26 protein-coding genes and 1 tRNA gene are annotated in these 24,437 nt (G+C 64.8%); 9 read left to right on the top strand and 18 right to left on the bottom strand.

Translation table 11 applies throughout. The features are described from left to right. Positions 1 to 28 precede the first annotated feature (28 nt). Positions 29 to 2,299 (top strand): ATP-dependent Clp protease ATP-binding subunit ClpA, encoded by a 2,271-nt coding sequence (clpA, locus tag GV001_RS13900; RefSeq protein ID WP_160080803.1) that lies wholly within the window; start codon positions 29 to 31, stop codon positions 2,297 to 2,299. Between the two features lie 203 nt (positions 2,300 to 2,502). Here clpA and infA read toward each other — a convergent pair whose 3' ends face one another. The 4 genes from infA to trxB all read right to left on the bottom strand — a co-directional run bounded on the left by infA (position 2,503) and on the right by trxB (position 5,257). After that, positions 2,503 to 2,721 (bottom strand): translation initiation factor IF-1, encoded by a 219-nt coding sequence (infA, locus tag GV001_RS13895; RefSeq protein WP_002553999.1) that lies wholly within the window; start codon positions 2,719 to 2,721, stop codon positions 2,503 to 2,505. A 100-nt stretch (positions 2,722 to 2,821) separates the two neighbouring features. Further along, positions 2,822 to 3,529, bottom strand: a complete 708-nt coding sequence (locus tag GV001_RS13890) for an arginyltransferase (protein WP_160080801.1) — start codon at positions 3,527 to 3,529, stop codon at positions 2,822 to 2,824. Between the two features lie 54 nt (positions 3,530 to 3,583). Further along, on the bottom strand, positions 3,584 to 4,264 hold the full coding sequence (gene aat, locus GV001_RS13885) for a leucyl/phenylalanyl-tRNA--protein transferase (RefSeq protein WP_160080799.1): 681 nt from the start codon (positions 4,262 to 4,264) through the stop codon (positions 3,584 to 3,586). 45 nt (positions 4,265 to 4,309) lie between these two features. Continuing rightward, the gene (gene trxB, locus GV001_RS13880; RefSeq protein WP_160080797.1) at positions 4,310 to 5,257 is read right to left on the bottom strand and encodes a thioredoxin-disulfide reductase; all 948 of its coding nucleotides are present in this window, start codon (positions 5,255 to 5,257) and stop codon (positions 4,310 to 4,312) included. A gap of 219 nt (positions 5,258 to 5,476) precedes the next feature. Here trxB and ftsK point away from each other — a divergent pair, with 219 nt between their 5' ends. The 6 genes from ftsK (at position 5,477) to cysG (ending at position 13,018) form a co-directional block, all read left to right on the top strand. Continuing rightward, a complete protein-coding gene (gene ftsK / locus GV001_RS13875; protein WP_178091826.1) occupies positions 5,477 to 7,882 on the top strand; it encodes a DNA translocase FtsK in 2,406 nt (801 codons plus the stop codon). A 28-nt stretch (positions 7,883 to 7,910) separates the two neighbouring features. After that, positions 7,911 to 8,537, top strand: coding sequence for an outer membrane lipoprotein chaperone LolA (gene lolA / locus GV001_RS13870; protein ID WP_160080795.1), 627 nt, complete (start codon positions 7,911 to 7,913; stop codon positions 8,535 to 8,537). 19 nt (positions 8,538 to 8,556) lie between these two features. Then, entirely contained in the window at positions 8,557 to 9,882 is a 1,326-nt protein-coding gene (locus tag GV001_RS13865) for a replication-associated recombination protein A (RefSeq protein WP_160080793.1), read from the top strand. Then, a complete protein-coding gene (gene crcB / locus GV001_RS13860) occupies positions 9,879 to 10,253 on the top strand; it encodes a fluoride efflux transporter CrcB (RefSeq protein ID WP_160080791.1) in 375 nt (124 codons plus the stop codon). Before GV001_RS13865 ends, crcB begins: the two co-directional genes overlap by 4 nt. Before the next feature lie 18 nt (positions 10,254 to 10,271). Beyond that, positions 10,272 to 11,552, top strand: a complete 1,281-nt coding sequence (gene serS, locus GV001_RS13855; protein WP_160080789.1) for a serine--tRNA ligase — start codon at positions 10,272 to 10,274, stop codon at positions 11,550 to 11,552. Positions 11,553 to 11,626: 74 nt separating this feature from the next. Next, the gene (gene cysG / locus GV001_RS13850; protein ID WP_160080787.1) at positions 11,627 to 13,018 is read left to right on the top strand and encodes a siroheme synthase CysG; all 1,392 of its coding nucleotides are present in this window, start codon (positions 11,627 to 11,629) and stop codon (positions 13,016 to 13,018) included. Here cysG and GV001_RS13845 read toward each other — a convergent pair. The 6 genes from GV001_RS13845 to GV001_RS13820 all read right to left on the bottom strand — a co-directional run bounded on the left by GV001_RS13845 (position 13,003) and on the right by GV001_RS13820 (position 16,163). After that, a complete protein-coding gene (locus GV001_RS13845; RefSeq protein WP_160080785.1) occupies positions 13,003 to 13,989 on the bottom strand; it encodes a glycosyl transferase family protein in 987 nt (328 codons plus the stop codon). The two genes, cysG and GV001_RS13845, sit on opposite strands and share 16 nt — an antisense overlap. Before the next feature lie 11 nt (positions 13,990 to 14,000). Next, the gene (locus tag GV001_RS13840; RefSeq protein ID WP_160080783.1) at positions 14,001 to 14,336 is read right to left on the bottom strand and encodes a TusE/DsrC/DsvC family sulfur relay protein; all 336 of its coding nucleotides are present in this window, start codon (positions 14,334 to 14,336) and stop codon (positions 14,001 to 14,003) included. Next, the gene (gene tusB / locus GV001_RS13835; protein ID WP_160080781.1) at positions 14,333 to 14,632 is read right to left on the bottom strand and encodes a sulfurtransferase complex subunit TusB; all 300 of its coding nucleotides are present in this window, start codon (positions 14,630 to 14,632) and stop codon (positions 14,333 to 14,335) included. The genes GV001_RS13840 and tusB overlap by 4 nt, the downstream gene beginning before the upstream one ends. After that, the gene (tusC, locus tag GV001_RS13830; protein WP_160080779.1) at positions 14,632 to 14,991 is read right to left on the bottom strand and encodes a sulfurtransferase complex subunit TusC; all 360 of its coding nucleotides are present in this window, start codon (positions 14,989 to 14,991) and stop codon (positions 14,632 to 14,634) included. Before tusC ends, tusB begins: the two co-directional genes overlap by 1 nt. Next, positions 14,991 to 15,383 (bottom strand): sulfurtransferase complex subunit TusD, encoded by a 393-nt coding sequence (tusD, locus tag GV001_RS13825; RefSeq protein ID WP_160080777.1) that lies wholly within the window; start codon positions 15,381 to 15,383, stop codon positions 14,991 to 14,993. Before tusD ends, tusC begins: the two co-directional genes overlap by 1 nt. A 111-nt stretch (positions 15,384 to 15,494) precedes the next feature. Then, positions 15,495 to 16,163 (bottom strand): Bax inhibitor-1/YccA family protein, encoded by a 669-nt coding sequence (locus GV001_RS13820; protein WP_160080775.1) that lies wholly within the window; start codon positions 16,161 to 16,163, stop codon positions 15,495 to 15,497. Positions 16,164 to 16,299: 136 nt separating this feature from the next. On the opposite strand from GV001_RS13820, the gene GV001_RS13815 reads away from it, so the two are divergent. Next, positions 16,300 to 16,389, top strand: a tRNA-Ser gene (locus GV001_RS13815). A gap of 135 nt (positions 16,390 to 16,524) precedes the next feature. Here the strand turns inward: GV001_RS13815 and GV001_RS13810 are convergent. Then, positions 16,525 to 17,283 (bottom strand): hypothetical protein, encoded by a 759-nt coding sequence (locus tag GV001_RS13810; RefSeq protein ID WP_218583032.1) that lies wholly within the window; start codon positions 17,281 to 17,283, stop codon positions 16,525 to 16,527. Between the two features lie 232 nt (positions 17,284 to 17,515). Here GV001_RS13810 and GV001_RS13805 point away from each other — a divergent pair, with 232 nt between their 5' ends. Next, positions 17,516 to 17,881 carry a PilZ domain-containing protein gene (locus tag GV001_RS13805; protein ID WP_160080773.1) on the top strand — a complete coding sequence of 122 codons (366 nt, stop codon included), beginning with the start codon at positions 17,516 to 17,518 and terminating at the stop codon, positions 17,879 to 17,881. Here the strand turns inward: GV001_RS13805 and GV001_RS13800 are convergent. Genes GV001_RS13800 through GV001_RS13770 form a run of 7 tightly spaced genes read right to left on the bottom strand, consistent with a single transcriptional unit; the run spans position 17,873 to position 24,160 of the window. Beyond that, on the bottom strand, positions 17,873 to 19,969 hold the full coding sequence (locus GV001_RS13800; protein ID WP_160080771.1) for a flagellar biosynthesis protein FlhA: 2,097 nt from the start codon (positions 19,967 to 19,969) through the stop codon (positions 17,873 to 17,875). The two genes, GV001_RS13805 and GV001_RS13800, sit on opposite strands and share 9 nt — an antisense overlap. Beyond that, positions 19,966 to 21,108: a flagellar biosynthesis protein FlhB gene (gene flhB, locus GV001_RS13795; RefSeq protein WP_160080769.1), complete on the bottom strand. Its 1,143-nt coding sequence runs from the start codon at positions 21,106 to 21,108 to the stop codon at positions 19,966 to 19,968. The genes GV001_RS13800 and flhB overlap by 4 nt, the downstream gene beginning before the upstream one ends. Beyond that, on the bottom strand, positions 21,101 to 21,901 hold the full coding sequence (fliR, locus tag GV001_RS13790; RefSeq protein ID WP_178091825.1) for a flagellar biosynthetic protein FliR: 801 nt from the start codon (positions 21,899 to 21,901) through the stop codon (positions 21,101 to 21,103). Before fliR ends, flhB begins: the two co-directional genes overlap by 8 nt. A 3-nt stretch (positions 21,902 to 21,904) precedes the next feature. Beyond that, positions 21,905 to 22,177 (bottom strand): flagellar biosynthetic protein FliQ, encoded by a 273-nt coding sequence (locus tag GV001_RS13785; RefSeq protein WP_160080767.1) that lies wholly within the window; start codon positions 22,175 to 22,177, stop codon positions 21,905 to 21,907. Between the two features lie 8 nt (positions 22,178 to 22,185). Continuing rightward, a complete protein-coding gene (gene fliP, locus GV001_RS13780; RefSeq protein ID WP_160080765.1) occupies positions 22,186 to 22,935 on the bottom strand; it encodes a flagellar type III secretion system pore protein FliP in 750 nt (249 codons plus the stop codon). After that, positions 22,935 to 23,309: a flagellar motor switch protein FliN gene (fliN, locus tag GV001_RS13775; RefSeq protein WP_160080763.1), complete on the bottom strand. Its 375-nt coding sequence runs from the start codon at positions 23,307 to 23,309 to the stop codon at positions 22,935 to 22,937. Before fliN ends, fliP begins: the two co-directional genes overlap by 1 nt. Positions 23,310 to 23,320: 11 nt before the next feature. Beyond that, a complete protein-coding gene (locus tag GV001_RS13770; protein WP_160080761.1) occupies positions 23,321 to 24,160 on the bottom strand; it encodes a FliM/FliN family flagellar motor switch protein in 840 nt (279 codons plus the stop codon). Positions 24,161 to 24,437: the final 277 nt, after the last annotated feature.

The following is a 24,437-nucleotide window of genomic DNA, read 5'->3' as shown; positions in this document are numbered from 1 at the left end:
ACCGGCCGCTTGGGTACGAGGTGAAGCTATGTTGAATCGAGAGCTGGAAGTCACCCTCAATCTGGCCTTCAAGGAGGCACGCGGCAAGCGACACGAATTCATGACGGTAGAGCACCTGCTGCTCGCCCTGCTGGATAACGAGGCTGCCGCCACCGTGCTGCGTGCGTGCGGCGCCAATCTGGACAAGCTGCGTCACGATCTGCAGGAGTTCATCGACTCCACCACGCCCCTGATTCCCCAGCACGATGAAGAGCGCGAAACCCAGCCGACCCTGGGCTTCCAGCGCGTTCTGCAGCGTGCGGTATTCCACGTGCAGAGTTCGGGTAAGCGCGAAGTGACCGGCGCCAATGTGCTGGTGGCGATCTTCAGCGAGCAGGAAAGCCAGGCCGTGTTTCTGCTCAAGCAGCAGAGCGTGGCGCGCATCGACGTGGTCAACTACATCGCCCACGGTATCTCCAAGGTGCCGGGACATGGCGATCATTCCGAAAACGAGCAGGAAATGCAGGATGACGAGGGTGGCGATTCGCCCACCTCGAGCAACCCGCTGGATGCCTACGCCAGCAATCTGAACGAGTTGTCCCGGCAGGGACGCATCGATCCGCTGGTCGGGCGCGAGCAGGAAGTCGAGCGCGTCGCGCAGATCCTGGCGCGTCGGCGCAAGAACAACCCGCTGCTGGTCGGCGAGGCAGGGGTGGGCAAGACCGCCATCGCCGAGGGCCTGGCCAAGCGCATCGTCGATGGTCAGGTGCCGGATCTGCTGTCCGGTAGTGTGGTGTATTCCCTCGATCTCGGTGCGCTGCTGGCGGGCACCAAGTACCGCGGCGACTTCGAGAAGCGCTTCAAGGCCTTGCTCAACGAGTTGCGCAAGCGCCCGCAGGCGATCCTGTTCATCGACGAGATCCATACCATCATCGGTGCCGGGGCGGCCTCGGGCGGAGTAATGGATGCGTCCAACCTGCTCAAGCCGCTGCTGTCCTCGGGCGAGATCCGCTGCATCGGCTCCACCACCTTCCAGGAATTTCGCGGGATCTTCGAGAAGGATCGTGCCCTGGCGCGGCGTTTCCAGAAGGTCGATGTCAGTGAGCCGTCGGTCGAGGATACCGTCGGCATCCTGCGCGGGCTCAAGGCGCGCTTCGAGCAGCATCACCATATCGAGTACAGCGACGAGGCTTTGCGCGCAGCGGCCGAGCTAGCCGCGCGTTACATCAATGACCGGCACATGCCGGACAAGGCCATCGACGTGATTGACGAGGCGGGCGCCTACCAGCGCCTGCAGCCGGAGGAGAAGCGCGCCAAGCGCATCGAGGTTGCCCAGGTCGAAGACATTGTCGCCAAGATCGCGCGGATTCCCCCGAAGCACGTCACCAGCTCCGACAAGGAGCTGCTGCGTAACCTGGAGCGCGACCTCAAGCTGACCGTGTTCGGCCAGGATGCGGCGATCGACTCGCTGGCGACCGCGATCAAACTATCGCGCGCCGGGCTGAAGGCGCCGGACAAGCCGGTGGGTTCCTTCCTGTTCGCCGGGCCGACCGGTGTCGGCAAGACCGAGGCCGCTCGTCAGCTGGCCAAGGCCATGGGCATCGAGCTGGTGCGCTTCGACATGTCCGAGTACATGGAGCGGCACACCGTGTCGCGTCTGATCGGTGCGCCGCCGGGCTACGTCGGGTTCGATCAGGGTGGTCTGCTGACCGAGGCGATCACCAAGCAGCCGCATTGCGTGCTGCTGCTCGACGAGATCGAGAAGGCCCATCCGGAAGTCTTCAACCTGCTGCTGCAGGTGATGGATCACGGAACCCTGACCGACAACAACGGGCGCAAGGCGGATTTCCGCAACGTGATCCTGATCATGACCACCAACGCCGGGGCGGAAACCGCGGCGCGGGCCTCGATCGGCTTCACCTATCAGGATCACTCGACCGATGCCATGGAAGTGATCAAGAAGAGCTTCACCCCGGAGTTCCGCAACCGCCTGGATACCATCATCCAGTTCGGTCGCCTGAGTCATGAAGTGATCAAGAGCATCGTCGACAAGTTCCTCACCGAGCTGCAGGCGCAGCTCGAGGACAAGCACGTGTTGTTGGAAGTCAGCGATGCGGCGCGCGGCTGGTTGGCCGAGCGGGGCTACGATGTGGCGATGGGGGCAAGGCCGATGGCGCGCCTGATCCAGGATAAGATCAAGCGTCCGCTGGCGGAGGAAATTCTCTTTGGTGAACTGGCCGAGCATGGTGGTGTGGTGCACATCGACCTGGTCGGCGACGAGCTGCGTTTCGAGTTCGAGACCACGACAGAGCCGGCCTGACCTGAAGCAGAGGCAAACGAAAACGCCCGGCACTGCCGGGCGTTTTCATTTCAACTGGGTCTAGAACTTGTTCAAAGGCTCGCGAGCTAGAGTCAGGCGAGGCGAAAATGGCCGAGGGGGCGGAGTTTACTAATTGTAAATGAGCATCCCGAGACCATTTTCAACGCCGCATGGCCGACGCGCAGCAGGCTTTGAACAGGCTCTTAGCGGGCGCGGTAGGTGATGCGGCCCTTGCTCAGGTCGTACGGCGTCAGCTCGACGCGGACCTTGTCGCCAGTGAGAATGCGGATGTAGTTCTTGCGCATCTTTCCGGAGATGTGCGCGGTAACGACGTGCCCATTTTCCAACTCCACACGGAACATGGTGTTGGGCAGGGTGTCGACGACAGTGCCTTCCATTTCGAAGCTGTCTTCTTTCGACATGCAGTAAAGCCCTCGGTATCCAATGAATGGCCCGGCGCAACTGGCCCCAGGCAAAAGCGGCGTGCATTGTGCCCGAAAATGCGGTGTGCCGCCAAGGGCTTCAGGTGAGGGCGGTCCAGCGCTGGTTGACGAACAGCTCGATGGGGCGGTACTGGGTCTTGTAACTCATCTTCCGGCAGTTCTTGATCCAGTAGCCGAGATAGACGGCCTGCAGGCCCAGTCGAGCGCTTTCGCCGATTTGCCAGAGGATGGCGAAGCGGCCCAGGCTGCGGCGTTCTTCATCGGGGTCGTAAAAGGTGTAAACCGCCGAAAGACCGTTGGGCAGTACGTCGGTGACGGCGATGGCGAGCAGGCGTTGGTTCAGGCGAAACTCGTAGAAGCGTGCAAAGGGCAGGTCGCGGACCAGGAAGGTGCTGAACTGGTCGCGGCTGGGTGGGTACATGTCGCCATCGGCATGGCGCTGCTCGATGTAGCGTACGTAGAGGTCGTAGTACTCCTCGTTGAACGCCGGGCGCACGGCGCGCACCTGGATGTCCGCGTTGCGCTTGAGGATGCGCCGCTGCTGGCGGTTGGGGATGAACTGGGCGGCGGGAATGCGGGCCGGCACGCAGGCCGTGCAGCGCTGGCAGTGGGGGCGGTACAGGTGGTCGCCGCTGCGGCGGAAACCCATCTCGGACAGTTCGGCATACACCTGCACATCCATGGGCTGGCTGGGGTCGAGAAACAGCGTGGTGGCCTGTTCCTCGGGCAGGTAGCTGCAAGGATGTGGCTGGGTGGCGTAGAACTTGAGACGGGCCAGCTCGGTCATGGTCAACCCTCGGGAAAACCCATTAGCAAGTGTATGCCAGCCTGGCGGTGTCGCCTAGGCAAGCCAGTCTGCCGGGCTGGGTTGATCGAGGTAGCGCAGTAGGTAGCTGGCAAACTCGCTGCGCGGGATCGCTCGGGCGCCGAAGCTGTGCAGGTGCTGGGTGTGCATCTGGCAGTCGATCAGGACGAACCCCCAGCGGCGCAGTTTGTCGACCAGGGTGGCGAAACCGACCTTGGAGGCGTTGTCGCGCCGGCTGAACATCGACTCGCCGAAGAACAGCCGGCCCATGGCCAGGCCATACAGGCCGCCGACCAACTGGTCGCCCTCCCATACCTCGACGGAGTGGGCAATGCCCTCACGGTGCAGCTGCAAGTAGGCGCGCTGCATGCTTGCGGTGATCCAGGTGCCGTCGGCGTAGTCGCGCGGTTCGGCGCAGGCCTGGATGACGGCGGCGAAATCATGGTCGAAGGTGACGTTGAAGCGCTGCTGGCGGATCAGCTTGGCCAGGCTGCGCGACAGGTGGAATTCTTCGGGAAACAGCACGGTGCGTGGATCCGGCGACCACCACAGCAGCGGCTGGCCTTGCGCGAACCAGGGGAAGCAGCCATGTCGGTAGGCGGCGACCAGGCGAGCCGGCGAGAGATCGCCGCCAGCCGCGAGCAGGCCATTGGGCTCGCGCAGGGCTTTATCCAGCGGTGGGAAGTCGAGGTTGTCGCGTTGCAGCCAGGTCAGCATGCGGGGGAGGGCAGGGCGGGCGTGTGGCACCCGCCTGCGCGCACCTTAGACGTCGAGGTATTTTTCGGCGTCGAGCGCGGCCATGCATCCGGCGCCGGCCGAGGTGATGGCCTGGCGGTAGACGTGGTCGGCCACGTCACCGGCGGCGAACACACCGTCGATGCTGGTGAGGGTGGCGTTGCCTTCGTTGCCGCCCTGCACGATCAGGTAGCCGTCGCGCATCTCCAGCTGGCCCTGGAACAGCTCGGTGTTGGGCTTGTGGCCGATGGCGATGAACACGCCGGCCAGTTGCAGCTCCTTCTTGCTGCCGTCGACAGTATTGATCAGGCGCACACCGGTCACGCCGCTGGCATCACCCAGCACTTCGTCCAGGGTGTGGTTCCAGTGCAGGCGCACATTGCCGTTGGCGGCTTTCTCGAACAGCTTGTCCTGCAGGATCTTCTCCGAGCGCAGCTTGTCGCGGCGGTGGATCAGGTGCACTTCCTTGGCGATGTTGGCCAGGTACAGGGCCTCTTCCACGGCGGTGTTGCCGCCACCGATCACGCAGACCACCTGGTTGCGGTAGAAGAAACCGTCGCAGGTCGCACAGGCGGATACGCCCTTGCCGGAAAAGGCCTCTTCCGAAGGCAGGCCGAGGTACTGGGCGCTGGCGCCGGTGGCGATGATCAGGGCGTCGCAGGTGTAGGTGGCGTTGTCGCCCTTGAGGGTGAAGGGCTTCTGTTGCAACTCGGCGGTGTGGATGTGGTCGTAGACGATCTCGGTATCGAAGCGTTCGGCATGCTCCTGCATGCGCTGCATCAGTGCCGGGCCGGTCAGGCCTTCGACGTCACCCGGCCAGTTGTCGACTTCGGTGGTGGTGGTCAGCTGGCCGCCGGGCTGGATGCCGGTGATGACCAGGGGCTTGAGGTTGGCGCGGGCGGCATAGACGGCAGCGGTGTAGCCGGCAGGGCCAGAGCCCAGAATGATCAGGCGTGAATGCTTGACTTCGCTCATAAAAAGACCTCATAAGCCTTTGTCACAAAAGAGAATGCGTGCTCCAATTGAGCCGCAGGTAAGAAGCTGCCGGGTATGCTACACCGAAGCGCAAGGGCCGGCAAAACGCGCCGCCGCGCTGCGCCCGGCATGGCATCGGACCTGTAAATCCGTACAATAGTCCGACTTTAGGCTTTCAACTGATCGTTGGTCGCGCCCAGGGCGCAGGAATAGCAGCGCTTGAAAAACTCCACTCCTACCGCCCAGGTTCCACTCTGGCGCCAGCAATTGCACTACCGACTCAAGGAAGGTGCATTGATCGCACTCGGTGCGCTCTGCCTCTACCTGTGGATGGCGCTGCTGACCTACGACCAGAACGACCCGGGGTGGAGCCACACCAGCAGCGCCCCGCAGGTGCAGAATGCCGCCGGCCGTGCGGGCGCCTGGTTCGCCGATATCCTGTTCATGGTCCTCGGCTATTTCGCCTATGTGTTCCCGCTGCTGCTGGCGGTGAAGACCTGGCAGGTATTCCGCAATCGTCACCAGCCCTGGCAATGGAGTGGCTGGCTGTTCTCCTGGCGCCTGATCGGCCTGGTCTTCCTGGTGCTGGCCGGTGCCGCGCTGGCCGATATCCACTTCCATGATGGCGCCGGCCTGCCGGCCTCGGCCGGTGGTGCGCTGGGCGAGAGCCTCAGCGCGCTGGCGGTCGGCGCCCTGAATGTCCAGGGCAGCACGCTGCTGTTCATTTCCCTGTTCCTCTTCGGCCTGACCGTGTTCACCGACCTGTCCTGGTTCAAGGTGATGGATGTCACCGGCAAGATCACCCTGGACCTGATCGAGCTGGTCAACAGCCTGATCAACCGCTGGTGGAGCGCCCGGGTCGAGCGCAAGCAGCTGGTGGCCAAGCTGCGCGAGGTCGATGACCGCGTCAGCGAAGTGGCCGCGCCGGTGGTGCCCGATCGTCGCGAACAGGCCAAGGTCAAGGAGCGTCTGATTGCCCGCGAGGAAGCCCTGACCAAGCACATGAGCGAGCGCGAGAGCCGCCCTGCGCCGGTGATCGCCCCGCCGCCGGCCCCCAAGGCGCCCGAGCCGAGCAAGCGCGTGCTGAAAGAGAAGCAGGTGCCACTGTTCGAGGACAGCGCCGTGGCCGGCACCTTGCCGCCGATTTCCCTGCTCGATGTGGCCGAGAAGAAGCAGAAGCAGTATTCCCCCGAGTCCCTGGAGGCCATGTCGCGCCTGCTGGAGATCAAGCTCAAGGAGTTCGGCGTCGAGGTCATGGTCGAGTCCGTGCACCCGGGACCGGTGATCACCCGCTTCGAGATCCAGCTGGCGCCGGGGGTCAAGGTCAGCCGCATCTCCGGCCTGGCCAAGGACCTGGCGCGCTCGATGGCGATCATCAGCGTGCGGGTGGTCGAGGTGATTCCGGGCAAGACCACCGTGGGTATCGAGATTCCCAACGAAGACCGGCAGATCGTGCGCTTCTCCGAGGTGCTGTCCTCGGCCGAGTACGACGATGCCAAGTCGCCGGTGACCCTGGCTCTGGGCCACGACATCGGCGGCAAGCCGGTGATCACCGACCTGGCCAAGATGCCGCACCTGCTGGTGGCCGGTACCACAGGCTCCGGCAAGTCGGTGGGGGTCAACGCGATGATCCTGTCGATCCTGTTCAAGTCCGGCCCGGAAGACGCGCGGATGATCATGATCGACCCGAAGATGCTCGAACTGTCGATCTACGAGGGCATTCCGCACCTGCTGTGCCCGGTGGTGACCGACATGAAGGAGGCCGCCAACGCCCTGCGCTGGTCGGTGGCCGAGATGGAGCGCCGCTACAAGCTGATGGCCGCCATGGGCGTGCGCAACCTGGCCGGCTTCAACCGCAAGGTCAAGGATGCCGAGGAGGCCGGCACGCCGCTGAGCGACCCGCTGTACCGCCGCGAGTCCATGGAAGACGAGGCGCCGCTGCTGAAGACCCTGCCGACCATCGTCGTGGTGGTCGACGAATTCGCCGACATGATGATGATCGTCGGCAAGAAGGTCGAAGAGCTGATCGCGCGCATCGCGCAGAAGGCCCGGGCCGCCGGTATCCACCTGATTCTCGCCACCCAGCGGCCGTCGGTCGACGTGATCACTGGCCTGATCAAGGCCAACATCCCGACCCGCATGGCCTTCCAGGTGTCCAGCAAGATCGACTCGCGCACCATCCTCGACCAGGGCGGCGCCGAACAGCTGCTCGGCCACGGCGACATGCTCTACCTGCCGCCGGGCACCGGTCTGCCGATCCGCGTGCATGGCGCCTTTGTTTCCGACGATGAAGTGCATCGCGTGGTCGAGGCCTGGAAGCAGCGCGGCGCGCCGGACTACATCGAAGACATCCTGGCTGGCGTGGAAGAGGCCGGCAGCGGCTTTGACGGCGGCAGCAGCGGTGAAGGCGGCGAGGGCAGCGAGTCCGATCCGCTGTACGACGAAGCCGTCAACTTCGTCCTGGAGAGCCGCCGCGCCTCCATCTCCGCCGTGCAGCGCAAGCTGAAGATCGGCTACAACCGTGCCGCACGCATGATCGAGGCCATGGAGATGGCCGGCGTGGTCACGTCGATGAATACCAACGGCTCGCGCGAAGTGATAGCGCCGGGTCCGGTTCGAGACTAACCCCAGTTCGTAGATGAAGAGGATTTCCATGCGACTGTTGCGCATGCTGTTGCTGGCCGCCATGGCCTGTCTGGCCATTCCCGCCCAGGCGGACGACGAGGCGGCGGTCAAACGCCTGACCGAACTGCTCAACCAGGCGCAGACCATCAGCGCCCGCTTCTCCCAGCTGACCCTGGACGGCAGCGGCACCCAGCTGCAGGAAACCGCCGGCCAGCTGGCGCTGAAACGCCCGGGGCTGTTCCGCTGGCACACCGATGCGCCGCAGGAGCAACTGCTGGTGTCCAACGGCGAGAAGGTCTGGCTGTACGACCCGGACCTGATGCAGGTGACCATCCAGACCCTCGACCAGCGCCTGACCCACACCCCGGCGCTGCTGCTGTCCGGCGACGTGTCGAAGATCCGTGAGAACTTCGAGATCAGCTTCAAGGAAGCCGGCGAAGTGGTCGACTTCATGCTCAAGCCCAAGGCCAAGGACAGCCTGTTCGACAACCTGCGCCTGTCCTTCCGCCGTGGCGTGATCAACGACATGCAGCTGATCGACAGCATCGGCCAGCGCACCAATATCCTGTTCCTCGGCGTGAAGATGAACGAGCCGCTCGACGCCAAGCTGTTCACCTTCGACGTCCCTGAGGGCGCCGACGTCATCCAGGAATAAGAGGCCGCTGCCACCCGCCATGGACCTGTTTCGCTCTGCCCCCGTCGCCCAGCCCCTGGCCGCGCGTTTGCGCGCGACCAGCCTGGACGAGTACGTCGGTCAGGAGCATGTGCTGGGCCATGGCAAGCCGCTGCGCGAGGCGCTGGAGCAGGGCGCGCTGCACTCGATGATCTTCTGGGGCCCGCCGGGCGTCGGCAAGACCACCCTGGCCAGGCTGCTGGCGCAGGTCTCCGAAGCGCATTTCGAGACGATTTCCGCGGTGCTTTCCGGAGTCAAGGAAATCCGCCAGGCGGTGGAGATGGCCAAGCAGCAGGCCGCCCAGTACGGCCGGCGCACCATCCTCTTCGTCGACGAAGTGCACCGCTTCAACAAGAGCCAGCAGGACGCCTTTCTGCCCTATGTGGAAGACGGCACGCTGATCTTCATCGGTGCCACCACCGAGAACCCGTCCTTCGAGCTGAACAACGCACTGCTCTCGCGGGCCCGCGTCTATGTGCTGAAGAGCTTGGACGAAGCCGCCATGCGCAAACTGGTGCAGCGCGCGCTGACGGAAGAGAAGGGCCTGGGCAAGCAGCGCCTGAGCCTGCCGGAAGAGAGCTTCCAGATACTCCTGGCCGCCGCCGATGGCGATGGCCGGCGCCTGCTCAACCTGCTGGAGAACGCCGCCGACCTGGCCGAGGACGGCAGCGCCATCGCCCCCGAACTGCTGCAGAACCTGCTGGGCGACAGCCGCCGGCGCTTCGACAAGGGCGGCGAGGCCTTCTACGACCAGATTTCCGCGCTGCACAAGTCGGTGCGCGGCTCCAACCCGGACGGCGCCCTGTACTGGTACGCGCGCATGCTCGATGGCGGCTGCGACCCGCTGTACCTGGCGCGGCGCGTGGTGCGCATGGCCAGCGAGGACATCGGCAACGCCGACCCGCGCGCCCTGAGCCTGTGCCTCAATGCCTGGGACGTGCAGGAGCGCCTGGGCAGCCCCGAGGGCGAGCTGGCGGTGGCCCAGGCCATCGTTTATCTCGCCTGCGCGCCGAAGAGCAATGCGGTGTACATGGGCTTCAAGGCGGCCATGCGCGATGCCGCCGAGCATGGCTCGCTGGAGGTGCCGCTGCACCTGCGCAATGCGCCGACCAAGCTGATGAAGGAGCTGGGCTACGGCGAGGAATACCGCTACGCCCACGACGAGCCGGATGCCTATGCCGCCGGCGAGGACTATTTTCCCGAACAGCTCGAACCGCGCCAGTACTACCAGCCGGTGCCGCGCGGCCTGGAGCTGAAAATCCGCGACAAGCTGGCCCACCTGGCGGCACTGGATGCCGCCAGCCCGCGCCAGCGGAGAAAGCCATGATCGGCGTGGTCATCGCGGTGGCCCTGGGCGGCATGGCCGGTACCCTATTGCGCTTCTTCACCAGCAACTGGGTCAGCGCGAACTGGCCGCAGCACTTCTATGGCGCTACCCTGGCGGTCAATATTGTCGGCTGCCTGCTGATCGGCTACCTGTACGGCCTGTTCCTGCTGCGCCCGGAGGTGCCGCTGGAAGTGCGCGCGGGGCTGATCGTCGGATTTCTCGGCGGCCTGACCACTTTTTCATCCTTTTCCCTCGACACGCTGCGGCTGCTGGAAAGCGGCCAGGCACCGCTGGCCATCGGCTATGCGCTGCTGAGCGTGCTGGGTAGCCTGCTCGCCACCTGGGCCGGCCTGACATTAACCAAGCTCTGATCTAGACGAGAACATCCCATGCTCGACTCCAAACTGGTTCGTACCCAACTGCAGGAGATTGCGGACCGCCTGGCTACCCGTGGCTTCCAGCTGGACGTGGCGCGCTTCGAGGCCCTCGAGGCCCAGCGCAAGACCGTGCAGACCCGCACCGAACAGCTGCAGAACGAGCGCAATACCCGCTCCAAGGCCATCGGCCAGGCCAAGCAGCGTGGCGAGGACATCGCCCCGCTGCTGGCGGAAGTCGACAAGATGGGCAGCGACCTTGAAGAGGGCAAGCGCGAGTTGGAGGCCATCCAGGTCGAGCTGGATAACCTGCTGCTGAACATCCCCAACCTGCCGCACGAGTCGGTGCCGGTCGGCGAAGACGAAGAGGGCAACGTCGAGGTAGCGCGCTGGGGCACCCCGCGCAGCTTCGATTTCCCGGTGCAGGACCACGTGGCGCTCGGCGAGCAGCATGGCTGGCTGGACTTCGAGACGGCCGCCAAGCTGTCCGGTGCCCGTTTTGCCCTGCTGCGCGGGCCGATTGCCCGCCTGCACCGTGCCCTGGCGCAGTTCATGATCAACCTGCACACCGCCGAGCACGGCTACGAGGAGGCCTACACGCCTTACCTGGTGCAGGCTCCGGCCCTGCAGGGGACCGGCCAGCTGCCGAAGTTCGAGGAAGACCTGTTCAAGATCCAGCGCGAAGACCAGGCCGACCTGTACCTGATCCCGACTGCCGAAGTGTCGCTGACCAATATCGTCGCCGGCGAGATCCTCGATGCCAAGCAGCTGCCGCTCAAGTTCGTCGCCCACACCCCGTGCTTCCGCAGCGAAGCCGGCGCCTCCGGCCGCGACACCCGCGGCATGATCCGCCAGCACCAGTTCGACAAGGTCGAGATGGTGCAAATCGTCGAGCCCTCCAAGTCCTTCGAGGCCCTGGAAAGCCTGACCGGCAACGCCGAGCGCGTGCTGCAGCTGCTTGAGCTGCCGTACCGCAAGCTGGCGCTGTGCACCGGCGACATGGGTTTTGGCGCGGTGAAGACCTACGACCTGGAAGTCTGGGTGCCGAGCCAGGACAAGTACCGCGAGATTTCCTCCTGCTCCAACTGCGGCGATTTCCAGGCCCGCCGCATGCAGGCGCGCTACCGCAATCAGGAAACCGGCAAGCCGGAGCTGGTGCACACCCTCAATGGCTCCGGCCTGGCGGTGGGCCGTACCCTGGTGGCCGTGCTGGAGAACTACCAGCAGGCCGACGGCAGCATCCGCGTGCCTGAAGTGTTGAAACCGTACATGGCAGGTATCGAAGTCATCGGCTAAGCCGGACTTCAGTTGCAGAATACGGGGTGGCTAGAGCTGCCCCGTTTTGTTTTTCCTGATCGAGAGCGTGCGCCATGGATTTTCTCCCCCTGTTCCACAAGCTGCAGGATCGCCTGGTACTGGTTGTCGGCGGTGGCGAAGTGGCGCTGCGCAAGGCGCGGCTGCTGGCCGAGGCCGGGGCGGTCTTGCGCGTGGTGGCTCCGGCGATCCGTGACGAGCTGCGCGAGCTGGCCGGGCCGGGCGCCCAGCTGCAGCTGCGCGGCTACCAGGTCGATGATCTGGACGGGGTGAGCCTGGTGATCGCCGCCACCGACGACGAGCCGCTAAATGCGCAGATTTCCGCCCAGGCCCAGGCGCGTGGCATTCCGGTCAACGTGGTGGATGCGCCCAAGCTGTGCAGCGTGATCTTTCCGGCCATCGTCGACCGCTCGCCGCTGATCGTCGCGGTCACCAGTGGCGGCGACGCGCCGGTGCTGGCGCGGCTGATCCGCGCCAAGATCGAGACCTGGATTCCCGCCACCTACGGCCAACTGGCCGGCCTGGCGAAGAAGTTCCGCGCCCAGGTCAAGGGCCTGTTCCCCGATGTGCAGCAGCGCCGGGTGTTCTGGGAGGACGTGTTCCAGGGCCCGATCGCCGAGAGCGTGTTCGCCGGCAAGCTGGGCGAGGGCGAGCGCCAGCTCGAAGCGAAGATCGCCGGCATCGCGCCGCGCGCCCTCGGTGAGGTCTACCTGGTCGGCGCCGGCCCGGGCGATCCGGACCTGCTGACCTTCCGTGCCCTGCGCCTGATGCAGCAGGCCGACGTGGTGCTGTATGACCGCCTGGTGGCCCCGGCCATCGTCGACCTCTGTCGCCGCGATGCCGACCGCATCTACGTCGGCAAGCAGCGCTCGGCCCATGCCGTACCGCAGGAAGAGATCAACCAGCTGCTGGTCGACCTGGCCCAGCAGGGCAAGCGGGTGCTGCGCCTCAAGGGCGGCGACCCGTTCATCTTCGGCCGTGGCGGCGAGGAGATCGAGGAACTGGCGGCCCACGGCATCCCGTTCCAGGTGGTGCCGGGCATCACCGCCGCCTCGGGCTGTGCGGCCTACGCCGGGATTCCGCTGACCCATCGCGACCATGCGCAGTCGGTGCGCTTCGTCACCGGCCATCTCAAGGATGGCAGCAGCAACCTGCCCTGGGGCGAGCTGAGTGCGCCGGGGCAGACCCTGGTGTTCTACATGGGCCTGGTCGGGCTGCCGGCCATCTGCGCGGAGCTGGTCCGCCATGGCCGCGCCGCGGATACCCCGGCGGCGCTGGTACAGCAGGGCACCACGCAGAACCAGCGGGTGTTCACCGGCACCCTGGCCAACCTGCCGCAGCTGGTGGCCGAGCACGAGGTGCACGCGCCGACTCTGGTGATAGTCGGCGAGGTGGTGCAGCTGCGCGAGAAGCTGGCCTGGTTCGAGGGGGCTCAGGCGGGCGTTTGAAGGCGCGCGTCCCAGACCGTTTGCGCGCGGGCGAGGGCGCTCTCGCGCGGCTCGCCCAGGGCGCGTAGGCCCAGGGCGATGGTGCTGAGCACGGCCAGGCGGCCGTAGGAGTCGTCCACCTCGCCGTTCCAGAAGGCCAGCAGGTGCGCCGGGTCGAGCTGTTCCGGCTTGACGTGGCGCTGCGCGGTCAGCGCCGGCCATTCCTCGTCCCAATTCTCGCCACCGGCCGAGCCGTACAGGTGGCAGGCGCCATCCGGGTTGACCTCGATCTCGCCCCCTTCGCCCTTGATCACGATGGCCGTGTCGCCGAGCAGCTGGCTGGCTTCGCGGTGGGTGGCCTGGTAGCCGGGGTGGAAGATGCTTTGCATCACGCAGCGCGCCGCCAGCGGATTGAGGATGCGCGCCAGCGAGTGGATCGGTGAGCGCAGGCCGAGGGTGTTGCGCAGGTCGATCATCCGTTGCAGCTGCGGCGCCCAGGCGCCCAGCGGGGTGAAGGCCAGGCGCTGCCGATCCAGGCTCTCGGCGACTTCCGCCCAGGATTGGCAGATCGGGATGGCCAGCGATTCCAGCAGTTGCTCGCTGTACAGGCGGCCGGCGGTGTGCGCGCCACCGCCGTGCAGGTGGATGCGCACGCCGCTGGCGGCCAGGGCTTTGACGGCCAGGAGGAACCAGGGCAGGTGGCGCTTCTTGCCGGCATAGCTGGGCCAGTCCAGGTCGACGGCGATCGCCGGCGCCGCCAGGCGCTGGCGCAGGGCCTCGGTGAAGCCGGCCAGTTCCTCGGCGCTTTCCTCCTTGTGCCGCAGCAGCATGAGGAAGGCGCCCAGCTGGGTGTCCTCGACCTTGCCGTCGAGCAGCAGGCCCATGGCTTCGCGGGCTTCCTCGCGGCTCATGTTGCGCGCACCGCGCTTGCCCTTGCCGAGGATGCGCACGAACTGGGCGAAGGGGTGTTCCGGTGGGGCTACGAGGATCATGGGCGCTACTTTCACAGGCAATTGGTCGGTTTCGGCAGGCCGGCGAGCTTGGCGGCGAGCTTGGCGGGCGTGCCCTTGAACAGGCGATTGAGGTGCAGGCTGTTGCCCTTTTCCGGGCCGAGTTTGAGGGCTGCGTACTTGATCAGCGGGCGGGTGGCCGGCGACAGCTGGAACTCGGCGTAGAAGGCGCGCAGCAGCTCGAGGATTTCCCAGTGCTCGGCGCTCAGCTGCAGCGCTTCGCCGGCGGCCAGGGCTTCGGCGACCGCGGGCGACCAGTCGGCCAGTTCGGCCAGGTAGCCGTCCTGGTCCAGGGCAATGCTGCGGCCATCGACGATCAGGTTGCTCATAGCCAGCTGTTGACCTTGGCGTAGGCCGCGCACAGCTCGACGAAGGCCGGGTAATCGACGGCCTGGGCGCGAGCGGGCAATGTGAGCTGGCGCGCTTGCAGGTCTTCGTCGAGGGCATACAGGCCGATGCCCTCCGGCATCAGCAGCAGGGCCTGCAGTTGTGCGCTACCGGGTTGCAGGGCATACACGGCATCGCCGCTCAGCAGCAGGCCGTCCTGCGGACCGAGCAGGCGCAGGCAGCTGCTCAGGCGGCTGTCGCTGAAGGGCGAATGGGAAAGCACATGCAGAGTGGCCATCAGAGCGTGATCACCTGGTCGTAACGGTCGATAAGCAGGGACAGGCCGGCATCGTCGAGGCATTCGACCGGCAGGACCAGCTCCTGTCCGGCCAGGCCGCGCTCGCCGAGGCTGCGGCTGGAGACGTACAGCGACTCGACGCCGAACAGCGGCAGGGCCTGCAGGTTGGCGGTCAGGTCTTTCTGCTGCAGGGCGGCGGGTTGCTGCTGCGGCAGGAGCTGGAAAACCCCATCGTCGAGAAACAGCAGGCCCAGCGGCAGGTCGAAGGCGCCGCCGGCCAGGGCGATGTCCAGCGCCTCGCGGGCGCTGGGGCCGGCCCAGGGCGCCTGGCGGCTGATGATCAGCAGGGATTTGCTCATCAGTGGCCTCCGAAGCAGACCAGGCGGTCGGCCAGCTGGTTGGCTTCATGCAGCTGGCCCAGGCCCGACAGTTCCCAGGGCGCGCCGAGGTTGGCGGCGGGCTTCTGGTAGCGCTGCGCCTCTGCCGCGTTGAGTACGCCGCGGCGCAGGGCGGCGGCGATGCACACCACGGCGTCCAGCTGCTGCCGTGCGACGAAGTCGCGCCAGGCGGCCGGCAGGTCCAGCTCGTCCTGGGCGCTGACCACATTGGCGGAGGCGCTGTGGACGCCGTCCTGATAGAAGAACAGGCGGACGATTTCATGCCCGCCCGCAATCACCGCCTCGGCAAAGCGCAGGGCGCGGCGCGAGGAGGGCAGGTGGGCCGGGGCGAACAGGGCGATGGCGAATTTCATGACGATTCCGCGAACTGACTCTGCGCCATGATAAAGGCAGAACGGCGCAGATGCTTGTCGCAGGCACGAAAAAGCCCGCCGAAGCGGGCTCTATTTAGCGCACTGAATCACTCAGTCGTCGCCGCCCATGATGCCGAAGATCTGCAGCAGGCTGATGAACAGGTTGTAGATCGATACATACAGGCTGATGGTGGCCATGATGTAGTTGCGCTCACCGCCGTGGATGATCGCGCTGGTCTGGAACAGGATGGCCGCCGAGGAGAACAGCACGAAGCCGGCGCTGATCGCCAGCTGCAGGCCGCTGATCTCGAAGAACAGGCCGGCCACCATGGCACCCAGCAGGACGAAGAAGCCGGCGGTGATGAACCCGGCCAGGAAGCTCATGTCCTTGCGGGTGGTCAGCACGTAGGCGGACAGGCCGAAGAACACCAGGGCGGTCATGGCGAAGGCCGAGCTGACGACTTCGCCGCCGCCACTCATGCCCAGGTAGCGGTTGAGGATCGGGCCCAGGGTGTAGCCCATGAAGCCGGTCAGGGCGAAGGTGCTGAGCAGGCCCCAGGCGGAGTCGCGCAGCTTCATGGTCAGGAAGAACAGGCCGTAGAAGCCCACCAGGGTCACGATGAGGCCCGGATGGCCGACATGCATCTGCTGCGAGACAAAGGCGACCAGGCCGCTGAACGCCAGGGTCAGGGCCAGCAGGCCATAGGTGTTGCGCAGGACCTTGCTGACTTCCAGCTGGTCGGCTTGCGCGTGATTCAGCGCGTAATCTTGTTCGTGCATGACAACTCTCCTGAGCGGCGAAATTGGGTTCCGTGACCGCAGTCGAAAGGATCATAACAGAGCGTGCTTATCTGCCAATTACGAGAGTTTGACAGTGTGTTGCGTTCCGGTAAGATTGCCGCCCGCAGCAAACGCCGGAAGCGTGGCAGAGCGGTTGAATGCAACGGTCTTGAAAACCGTCGAAGGGGAAACTCTTCCGTGAGTTCGAATCTCACCGCTTCCGCCAAATCCTGTGCAAAAGCCCCGTATTCGGGGCTTTTTGCTTTCCGGCTTGTTCTCAGCGCTTGAACTGGATTGCGGTTTTGCCCCCCTTGCCCGGGGGCTAGTTCTGCATGAAGACTCCAGTCAGCCTGCTCTGCGGCTAATCCGGCAGGGCCGGTCGTCGAGAGCGAATCGCTGCGGCCCCTTCGGCATCGGTCACGGGGGCTAGGTCCTCGCCGGTCTCCCAGGAAAAGTCGCGCTTCTTGATTGCCCGCACATACAGCTTTTCGCCGCCGGCGCAGTTGGTCGATATCGCCAGGTCGTATGCTGCCAGCTTGACCTGGCCGGGTGGGTGGGTCAGGAACAGGTAGGTGCCAACGCCTACCGTGCCAATGACCCGGCCATCGACGCGAAAACTGACGAACCCGGTTGCCGCTGGCCAGGGTAGTTTTTCCAGGAACAGGTAGATGCCGCATTCACTGCTATCTGGGCGGTGGGGCTCGGCGGCCAGGTTCGAGGCCGTGGGCGCCGCCCCATCCAGGCACAGGCCATTGGACAGGCATTTTTCCGGATCATTGGCTTCGATGAAAATGACCCGCCCAGCCTGATCGAACTCAACTGCCAGCCATCGCTCGTCGGTAATCACGGCGCTGGAGCTGCCGCCTATCACGCCCCAGGTTTCGCGCGAGTGGAGGTAGAACCAGTATTGCCCGCCCGCCTTGGTCAGTTTGGGCGCACCGAGGGTCTTGCGCACCTGCACCTGGTCGGCGTTGCGCAGTGCCTGCAGGACCTCCGGGCGATAAGGGTCTTCGGTGAACATCCACACGGGCACCACGATGCAAGAGGTGCAGGCAAGGACCGACATGGCGATTGCAGCCGTGCGTATCAGGAGGGCGGGTAACCTGAATATGTTGCACATGGTCTTTTCCTGAGCAGAGCCTGGGCCGCGATTCAGTGAGTTGGGCGGCGGCTAAGCGGCAGGATAGTTGTTGTGCTCTCGCGTCGGATCAACAGGTTCATGGCGTGCTGTCCTCGGCCCCGAAGCACGAGCCAGCTACCGGCCCGAAGCTTGTATGAGTACTTAATGTTTTGTGCTGCAGGGTCGCCTTGGTCTATGTGGACCTTCAACAACTTCAGGGTGCTGGCACGCGATGCGGGAACACGAGCGGATCGTCTTTCGTTCCATTTTTCGGGTCAAGGCCAGGTTGCGCGGCAGCAGCAGCCTGCTCGGCTATGTCGGTGATATTTCCGATGGCGGCCTCAAGCTGATCTGCGACGCGCCCATCGAGCCGGGGAGCCGTTTCGAGATCGATGTGTCGATGCGCGATGGCGAGGGCAAGATCCATCAGGCCAGTGCCGAGGTGATCTGCCAGTGGACGCGGGAGAACCCGCGCACCGGGCATCAGGAGTCCGGCGTGGCGCTGGAGAAGATTTCCGCCAGTTTCCACGCCCTGGTGCAGAGTATCCGCGCGCAGCGCAAGGCGCGCACGGAAGGCGACAAGGCGCCGTCAGCCTAGGCTGCCGAGGATGTTCACGCCGATGCGGTCGGGGATCTCGTTCTGCGACAGCACGTGCAGCCCCGGGCTGAACACCCGTGCGTAGCGCGCCAGCAGCGGGCGCAGCTGCGGCGCCACGGTCAGCACCGGCGGGTGGCCTTCCTTGCGCAGGCGCTCCTTGACCACCGGCATGGCCTGTTGCAGCTGATTGAGCAGGTTGGGCTCGACCGGAATGTTGTCCAGGCTCACCGGGCCGGCCTGCTGGGCGATGGACAGGGCGCCGAGCAGGGTGTTCTCCAGGTTGTTGTCGAGGACGAACACCGCCAGTTCCTGACGCTCGCCGGCGATCGCGCTGATGATGCTGCGGCGCAGGGCGAAGCGCACGTCGGCGGCCAGCAGCAGCGGATCCTTGGTGCTCTCGCTGGACTCCAGCAGAGTGCTGGCGATGGTGACGATATCGCGCAGCGGCACCTGCTCCAGCAGCAGCTGGCGATAGACACGGTGCTGCAGGCTGTAGCTGAGCTGGTTCTTCAGGCTTTCGGCGAGCTTGGGCGCCTGCGCCGCCAGGCGCTGCATCAGGTGCTCGACGTCGTCGTGCTTGAAGATATCCGGCAGGTGCTCGCGGATCACCTTGTTCAGGTGGGTGGCGATCACCCCGGCGCAGTCGACCACCTGGTAGCCCAGGTTGAGCGCGCGCGGCTTGTCTTCCGGCAGGATCCACACCACCTGCATGCGGTAGGCCGGGTCGTTGCCGAGGATGCCGTCGATCTCGCCATACAGCTCCGGCGAGGGAATCGCCATCAGCCGGTCGGCCTGCAGCTCGGCACCGTCGATGCGTTCGCCGTTGATGTGGATGCTGTACTGCGCGGCCTTCAGGCGCAGGCTGTCGCGGATCTGGATTTCCGGCAGGAGAAAGCCCAAACCTTCGGAGAGCGTCTGGCGCACCCCGCGCACACGCTGCACCAGCGGCGCGCCGGAGGCTTCGCTGACCAGGCCGACCAGTTTGTAGCCGAGCGACACGGACAGCCGCTCGACCAGCGGGATGTCTTCCCAGGCCAGGCTCTGCGCGCGCTCCTTCTCCATGGCCTGGCTCAGCGCCGCGACCTGTTCCAGCTCGGCACCTTCAAGCGGCGCCGGGTTGCGCGAGATGGCCCAGGCCACCAGGGCAATCAGCGCGGCGAAGCTGAAGAAGGCCAGGTGCGGCATGCCCGGTACCACGCCGAGCAAGAACAGGATGCCGGCCACGGTGTACAGCACCGAGGGCGAGGCGAGCATCTGCCGGTGCACCAGGCTGGTGATATCGGCCGACTCGTTGACCCGGGTGACGATAATCGCCGCCGCGGTGGCCAGCAGCAGCGCCGGGATCTGCGCCACCAGGCCATCGCCGATGGTCAGCAGGGCATACTGGCGGAAGGCCTCGCCGCCCGGCAGGTCATGCACCAGGATGCCGATGGCCACGCCGCCGAACAGGTTGATCAGGAGGATCAGGATGCCGGCGATGGCGTCGCCGCGCACGAACTTAGAGGCACCGTCCATGGCCCCGTAGAAATCGGCTTCCTTGGCGACTTCACTGCGCCGCCGCTTGGCTTCGGCCTGATCGATCAGGCCGGCGTTGAGGTCGGCGTCGATGGCCATCTGCTTGCCGGGCAGGGCGTCCAGGGTGAAGCGCGCAGTCACCTCGGAGATGCGCTCGCCGCCCTTGGTGATGACGATGAAGTTGATGATCATCAGGATCACGAAGACGATCATGCCGACGATGAAGTTGCCGCCGATCACCACGTTGCCGAAGGCTTCGATCACCTTGCCCGCCGCTTCCGTGCCGGTGTGGCCTTCGAGCAGCACCACGCGGGTGGAAGCCACGTTGAGCGACAGGCGCATCAGGGTGGTGACCAGGATCACAGTGGGCAGCAGGGAGAAGTCCAGCGGGCTCTTCGACGACACGCTGATCATCAGCACCAGAATCGCCAGGCCGATGTTGAAGGTGAACAGGATGTCCAGCACCAGCGGCGGCAGGGGCAGGATGATCATCGCCAGGATCGACAGGATCACCACCGGGATGCCGATGCGGCCGCTGCGCAGGGTCGGCAGCAATTGTTGCAGTAGGTTCATGCTTGTCCCTTGTTGGCCAGGCTGGCGGGTATGTCGAACTGCCGGCTGAGTTGCGGCTGGCTGCGACGGCGGCCCTGGCGGTAGGCCTTGAGTTGAAGAACGTAGGTCAGTACCTGCGCCACCGCCTTGAACAGCGCGTTGGGGATCTGCTGGTTGACCTGGGTGCTGAAATAGATGGCGCGGGCCAGCGGCGGCAGCTCCAGCACTTCGAGTCCGTGCTTGCTGGCCAGCTGGCGGATGAACAGGGCGGTTTCGTCGATGCCGCGGGCGATCACGAAGGGCGCCTGGGCCTTCTTCATGTCATAGCGCAGGGCCACCGCGTAGTGCTGCGGGTTGACGATGACCACGTCGGCATCCTTGATCACCTTGCCGATCTGCCGGTGCAGCAACTGGCGCTGCAACTGCTTGATGCGCGCCTTGACCTCTGGCCGACCTTCCTGGTTCTTGTGCTCCTCGCGCAGTTCCTGCTTGGTCATGCGCAGCTGCTTGAGGTGGAAGAAACGCTGCAGCGGAATGTCGATCAGCGAAAACAGGATGAACACCAGCAGCAGGCTGATCGCCAGGTCCAGGCTCAGGCTCAGGGTGCCGACGATGGCGCTGTGGATGTCGCCGCGCTGCAGGGCCAGCAGTTGTGGAAAGGTTTCGCCGATCAGCCACCAGGCGATCACGCCCAGCAGCACTATCTTCAGCAGCGACTTGCCCAGTTCGCTGAAATTCTGCAGCGAGAAGATGCGCTTGAGGCCCTTCAGCGGGTTGAGTTTTTCCGCCCGGAAGGAGAAGTTCTTGCTGGCAAATACCCAGCCGCCGGGCACCAGGGCGAACACGCAGACCAGCAGCGGGGTGATCAGCAGCGGCGCGAGCAGGTGCATCAGCAGCATCAGGTTGTGGCTGATGATCAGGTCGAGGTCATCCAGGCTCATTTCCCCGCGACTGAGATCCAGGTAGGACAGGCGAAAGCTCTGCTGCAGGCCGGCGAGGAAATAGTCACCGCTGAACTTGAGCACCAGCAGGGTCACCAGCAGCGATACCGTGGTGGCCAGGTCCTTGGAGCGGGCGACCTGGCCTTCCTCGCGGCTCTTCTTGAGCTTTTGCTGGGAGGCCTCTTCGCTTTTGTCCTGGGAGCTGTTCTGTTCACTCATGGCCAGGCGTCCGCAGCAGGGTGCCAAGGTTGTCGAGCAATTCGCGGGTCAGGTGCAGGTAGCTGCCGGGCATGTCCGGCAGGGTCAGCAGGATGCACAGCAGACCTACCAGAATGGCCATGGGGAAGCCCAGGGAGAACAGGTTCATCGATGGCGAGATGCGGTTGAGCAGGCCGAAACCGAACTGCACCAGGGTCATGCAGAACATCACCGGCAGGGTGATTAGCACGGCGGCAGAGAGCACCCAGGCGAAGGCATAGATCAGCGTCTCGAAACCCAGATAGTGCAGGCCGCTGCCCACCGGCCAGGCCAGGTAGCTCTGGTAGAACACGCTGACCGAGAGCAGGTGGCCGTCGATGCTGAAAAACAGCAGCACCAGCAGGATGAAATACAGCTGGGTGACGATCGAGGCGGAAGAAACCCCGTTGCTCGGGTCGTTGTAGCGCGCCATGGTCATGCCCATCTGGGTGGAAATCACCTCGCCGACCAGGGCGAAGACCACGAACACCAGCTGCAGGGACAGCCCCAGCAGGGCGCCGATGGCGATCTGTTCCAGGGTGGCGAGCAGGCCCTGCAGCGACAGTGCATCGATGGCCGGCGCGGCGGGCAGGGAGGCGCCCAGGCTGAGGGCCAGAACCAGGGCGAGCAGCACGCGCGGGCGCAGCGGCAGTGCCTTGTGGCCGAACATCGGCGCCAGGCTGAACAGTGCCAGCAGGCGGCAGAACGGCCACCAGTAGGTGTTCAGCAGGGGCATGAGCTGGTCGACGGCCAGCAGGGCGGGCGGATTCGGCATGCGTCAGCCGACCAGGCGCCCGGCCTGCTTGAAGGTTTCGATGAACAGATCGCTGAGCGTGGCGAGAATCCAGTGGCCGGCGAACACCAGCATGCCCAGGGTGATCAGCAGGCGCGGCAGGAAGCTGAGCATCTGTTCGTTGATCTGCGTGGCCGCCTGGAAAATGCTCACCAGCAGGCCGCCGAGCAGGCTCGGCAGGACCAGTACGCAGACGATCAGGGCCGTGATGTGCACGGCATTGGCGATCAGTTCGACGGCGCTGTCCGGAGTGAGCATGAAATTACCTAGAACGGCTGAATGCTGCTGGTCAGGGTGCCCATCATCAGTGCCCAGCCGTCCACCAGGACGAAGACCATGAGCTTGAAGGGCAGGGAAATCATCATCGGCGAGAGCATCATCATGCCCATCGCCATCAGCACGCTGGCCACCACCAGGTCGATCACCAGGAACGGCACGAAGATCATGAAGCCCAGCTGGAAGGCGGTTTTCAGTTCGCTGAGCACGAAGGCCGGCAACAGCAGGGAGAAGTCCAGCTGCTTGAGGTCGTCCGGCAGTTTCTCCCCGGCCAGGCCGACCATGGTGTCCAGCGCGGTCTTGCTGGTCTGCGCCAGCATGAAGCGGCTGAGAATGTCCTTGCCGCGCTCCAGGCCCTGTTCCAGGCTGATCTGGTCACCTTCGAACGGCAGGTAGGCTTGCTGGTGGATCTCCTGCCACACCGGGCGCATCACCAACAGGGTCATGCACAGGGCGATGCCGATCAGGATGTTGTTCGGCGGGCTCTGCTGCAGGCCCATGGCCTGGCGCAGGATGGCCAGGACGATGATGAAACGGGTGAAGCAGGTCATCATCATCAGCATTGCCGGCAACAGACCGAGCAGGGTCATGATGATGAGGATCTGCACCTTGACGCTCAGCGTCTGCCCATTGGCCGTGTCGTTCAGGCTGAGCAGGGAAATTTCACCGCCCTCGGCCTGGGCCAGCAGTGGGAAGGCCAGCAGGCAGAGGGTGATGGCGTGAGCGAGCAGGCGCGACATCAGCGGCTCAGTGCGCTCAGGCCGTTACCGCTGAGTTCGGTGATGCGCAGGCCGTAGTTGCCGTTCATCACCACCACCTCGGCCTTGGCGAACAGGGCGCCATTGACCTTCACGTCGAGCGGCTCGCCGGCCAGCTTGTCGAGCATGATCACGCTGTTGGTGTCGACTTCCATCAGGTCCTTGAGCGCCACCTCGGTGGAGGCGACTTCCAGGGTGACGTTGACCGGCAATTTGCCGAAGAAGCTCAGATCCTGGCTGCTCGGGCGAGCCACTTCCGGCTCTGGCGCGGCAGGCAGCGGGGCCTCCTGGGCCAGGCCCAGGTCGGTCTCGTTGATCAGGTTCTCGAATTCGCTGTCGGATACATGACTGTTCATGGCGGGGCTGCTCATGGCTGTTCGAAGCTCTCAAGAGAGGTGAGGTAGAGGCAGCCGTCTTCTTCGAAGATGCTGCCGCGAAACAGTTTCTGCTGGTTGACGCGCACTTCGCAGCGTTCCAGCAGGCGGGTCTGCAGGATGTCGCCGACCTGCAGCTGGAGTACCTGGGCCAGTGGCAGCTGCTGGCTGGCCAGCACGCAGGACAGGCGCACCGGCAGCTGCTGCAGCTGGCGGGCCGGGTCGCCGAGGCTGCTCGACGGCGCCGGGCCGGACAGGCGGCTGGTCAGCTCGTCGACCAGCTGGTGGTCCATATAAATGAACAGCGAGGCCGGCTGGGCGCTGGTGTGGCTGGTGAACTGCAGTTCGGCCACGTACTCCCAGCTGATCGCCTCGTAGTCGTTGTCATGGGGCTGCAGTTCGTCGTTGTCGTCACTGGCCAGCACGGCACGCAGGAAAATCTGGCTGACGTCGACGCCCAGGCGCGCGTGCAGGCGCTGCTCGGAGCTGCTGACCGGCGGCGCACTCAGGCCGGGCCGGCCAGAGCCGCCGTAATAGCACTCCAGGGCTTCGGTCAGCAGGTTGCGCTCGATGGTGAAGCCGAGCTTGCCGAACGGTCCCTTATAAATGCAGCCGGGGTCTTCTGCGCGTTGTTCGTGAACAATCACCCGGAGCAACTCCAGGTTGATCCGATAATTGCGCAGGAAATAGTCGCCAATTACCCGCGGGTATTTGGCAAATACCTCGCGAATATATTGCGGTACACGATGATAGTGGCGGCCGAGCTTGCTCGGCTTAAGGCGCGTGAGTTGCTCGACGGGCACTGCATGGTGAACTTTCGAATGACCAGTCATGGTGTGAGCGGTATTCCCCGAATAAGTGGGCAGGCTATTCACGGCCCGCCGAGCGCTGGCAGCAGAACGGCGCGTTGGCTCGTGGCCAGGCGTCGTCGACGATGGGCAAGGCACCGGGGTGCAAGCCCATCGACCGGACGAAGGCTACGCGTGGCGCGGGGAGGGGTTAAATCAAGAGATGTCAAAACCCGTCACCAGAGAAAAATGACGACGCTTTGAGCGCTGATGAGGAGAACTGACTCGCAATTCTGTGGCTGCGCGATAGCCTGACGTGCGC

This window comes from Pseudomonas sp. 8AS (assembly GCF_902506505.1).
In the GTDB taxonomy this organism is placed as follows: domain Bacteria; phylum Pseudomonadota; class Gammaproteobacteria; order Pseudomonadales; family Pseudomonadaceae; genus Aquipseudomonas.
Note: the sequence above shows the minus strand (reverse complement) of the source record. Positions and strands in the feature narration are given on the sequence as shown.

What these genes read in the sequence shown, in the direction of transcription:
- GV001_RS13845 (WP_160080785.1), bottom strand. Translation starts at nt 13,989, where the DNA reads ATGATCCTCGTAGCCCCACCGGAACACCCCTTCGCCCAGTTCGTGCGC.
- tusD (WP_160080777.1), bottom strand. Translation starts at nt 15,383, where the DNA reads ATGAAATTCGCCATCGCCCTGTTCGCCCCGGCCCACCTGCCCTCCTCG.
- GV001_RS13865 (WP_160080793.1), top strand. Translation starts at nt 8,557, where the DNA reads ATGGACCTGTTTCGCTCTGCCCCCGTCGCCCAGCCCCTGGCCGCGCGT.
- GV001_RS13810 (WP_218583032.1), bottom strand. Translation starts at nt 17,283, where the DNA reads ATGTGCAACATATTCAGGTTACCCGCCCTCCTGATACGCACGGCTGCA.
- trxB (WP_160080797.1), bottom strand. Translation starts at nt 5,257, where the DNA reads ATGAGCGAAGTCAAGCATTCACGCCTGATCATTCTGGGCTCTGGCCCT.
- GV001_RS13840 (WP_160080783.1), bottom strand. Translation starts at nt 14,336, where the DNA reads ATGAGCAACCTGATCGTCGATGGCCGCAGCATTGCCCTGGACCAGGAC.
- flhB (WP_160080769.1), bottom strand. Translation starts at nt 21,108, where the DNA reads ATGAGTGAACAGAACAGCTCCCAGGACAAAAGCGAAGAGGCCTCCCAG.
- fliP (WP_160080765.1), bottom strand. Translation starts at nt 22,935, where the DNA reads ATGTCGCGCCTGCTCGCTCACGCCATCACCCTCTGCCTGCTGGCCTTC.
- GV001_RS13820 (WP_160080775.1), bottom strand. Translation starts at nt 16,163, where the DNA reads ATGCACGAACAAGATTACGCGCTGAATCACGCGCAAGCCGACCAGCTG.
- infA (WP_002553999.1), bottom strand. Translation starts at nt 2,721, where the DNA reads ATGTCGAAAGAAGACAGCTTCGAAATGGAAGGCACTGTCGTCGACACC.
- clpA (WP_160080803.1), top strand. Translation starts at nt 29, where the DNA reads ATGTTGAATCGAGAGCTGGAAGTCACCCTCAATCTGGCCTTCAAGGAG.
- serS (WP_160080789.1), top strand. Translation starts at nt 10,272, where the DNA reads ATGCTCGACTCCAAACTGGTTCGTACCCAACTGCAGGAGATTGCGGAC.
- GV001_RS13770 (WP_160080761.1), bottom strand. Translation starts at nt 24,160, where the DNA reads ATGACTGGTCATTCGAAAGTTCACCATGCAGTGCCCGTCGAGCAACTC.
- aat (WP_160080799.1), bottom strand. Translation starts at nt 4,264, where the DNA reads ATGCTGACCTGGCTGCAACGCGACAACCTCGACTTCCCACCGCTGGAT.
- GV001_RS13890 (WP_160080801.1), bottom strand. Translation starts at nt 3,529, where the DNA reads ATGACCGAGCTGGCCCGTCTCAAGTTCTACGCCACCCAGCCACATCCT.
- GV001_RS13800 (WP_160080771.1), bottom strand. Translation starts at nt 19,969, where the DNA reads ATGAACCTACTGCAACAATTGCTGCCGACCCTGCGCAGCGGCCGCATC.
- GV001_RS13805 (WP_160080773.1), top strand. Translation starts at nt 17,516, where the DNA reads ATGCGGGAACACGAGCGGATCGTCTTTCGTTCCATTTTTCGGGTCAAG.
- cysG (WP_160080787.1), top strand. Translation starts at nt 11,627, where the DNA reads ATGGATTTTCTCCCCCTGTTCCACAAGCTGCAGGATCGCCTGGTACTG.
- tusC (WP_160080779.1), bottom strand. Translation starts at nt 14,991, where the DNA reads ATGAGCAAATCCCTGCTGATCATCAGCCGCCAGGCGCCCTGGGCCGGC.
- tusB (WP_160080781.1), bottom strand. Translation starts at nt 14,632, where the DNA reads ATGGCCACTCTGCATGTGCTTTCCCATTCGCCCTTCAGCGACAGCCGC.
- fliR (WP_178091825.1), bottom strand. Translation starts at nt 21,901, where the DNA reads ATGCCGAATCCGCCCGCCCTGCTGGCCGTCGACCAGCTCATGCCCCTG.
- GV001_RS13785 (WP_160080767.1), bottom strand. Translation starts at nt 22,177, where the DNA reads ATGCTCACTCCGGACAGCGCCGTCGAACTGATCGCCAATGCCGTGCAC.
- fliN (WP_160080763.1), bottom strand. Translation starts at nt 23,309, where the DNA reads ATGAACAGTCATGTATCCGACAGCGAATTCGAGAACCTGATCAACGAG.
- crcB (WP_160080791.1), top strand. Translation starts at nt 9,879, where the DNA reads ATGATCGGCGTGGTCATCGCGGTGGCCCTGGGCGGCATGGCCGGTACC.
- lolA (WP_160080795.1), top strand. Translation starts at nt 7,911, where the DNA reads ATGCGACTGTTGCGCATGCTGTTGCTGGCCGCCATGGCCTGTCTGGCC.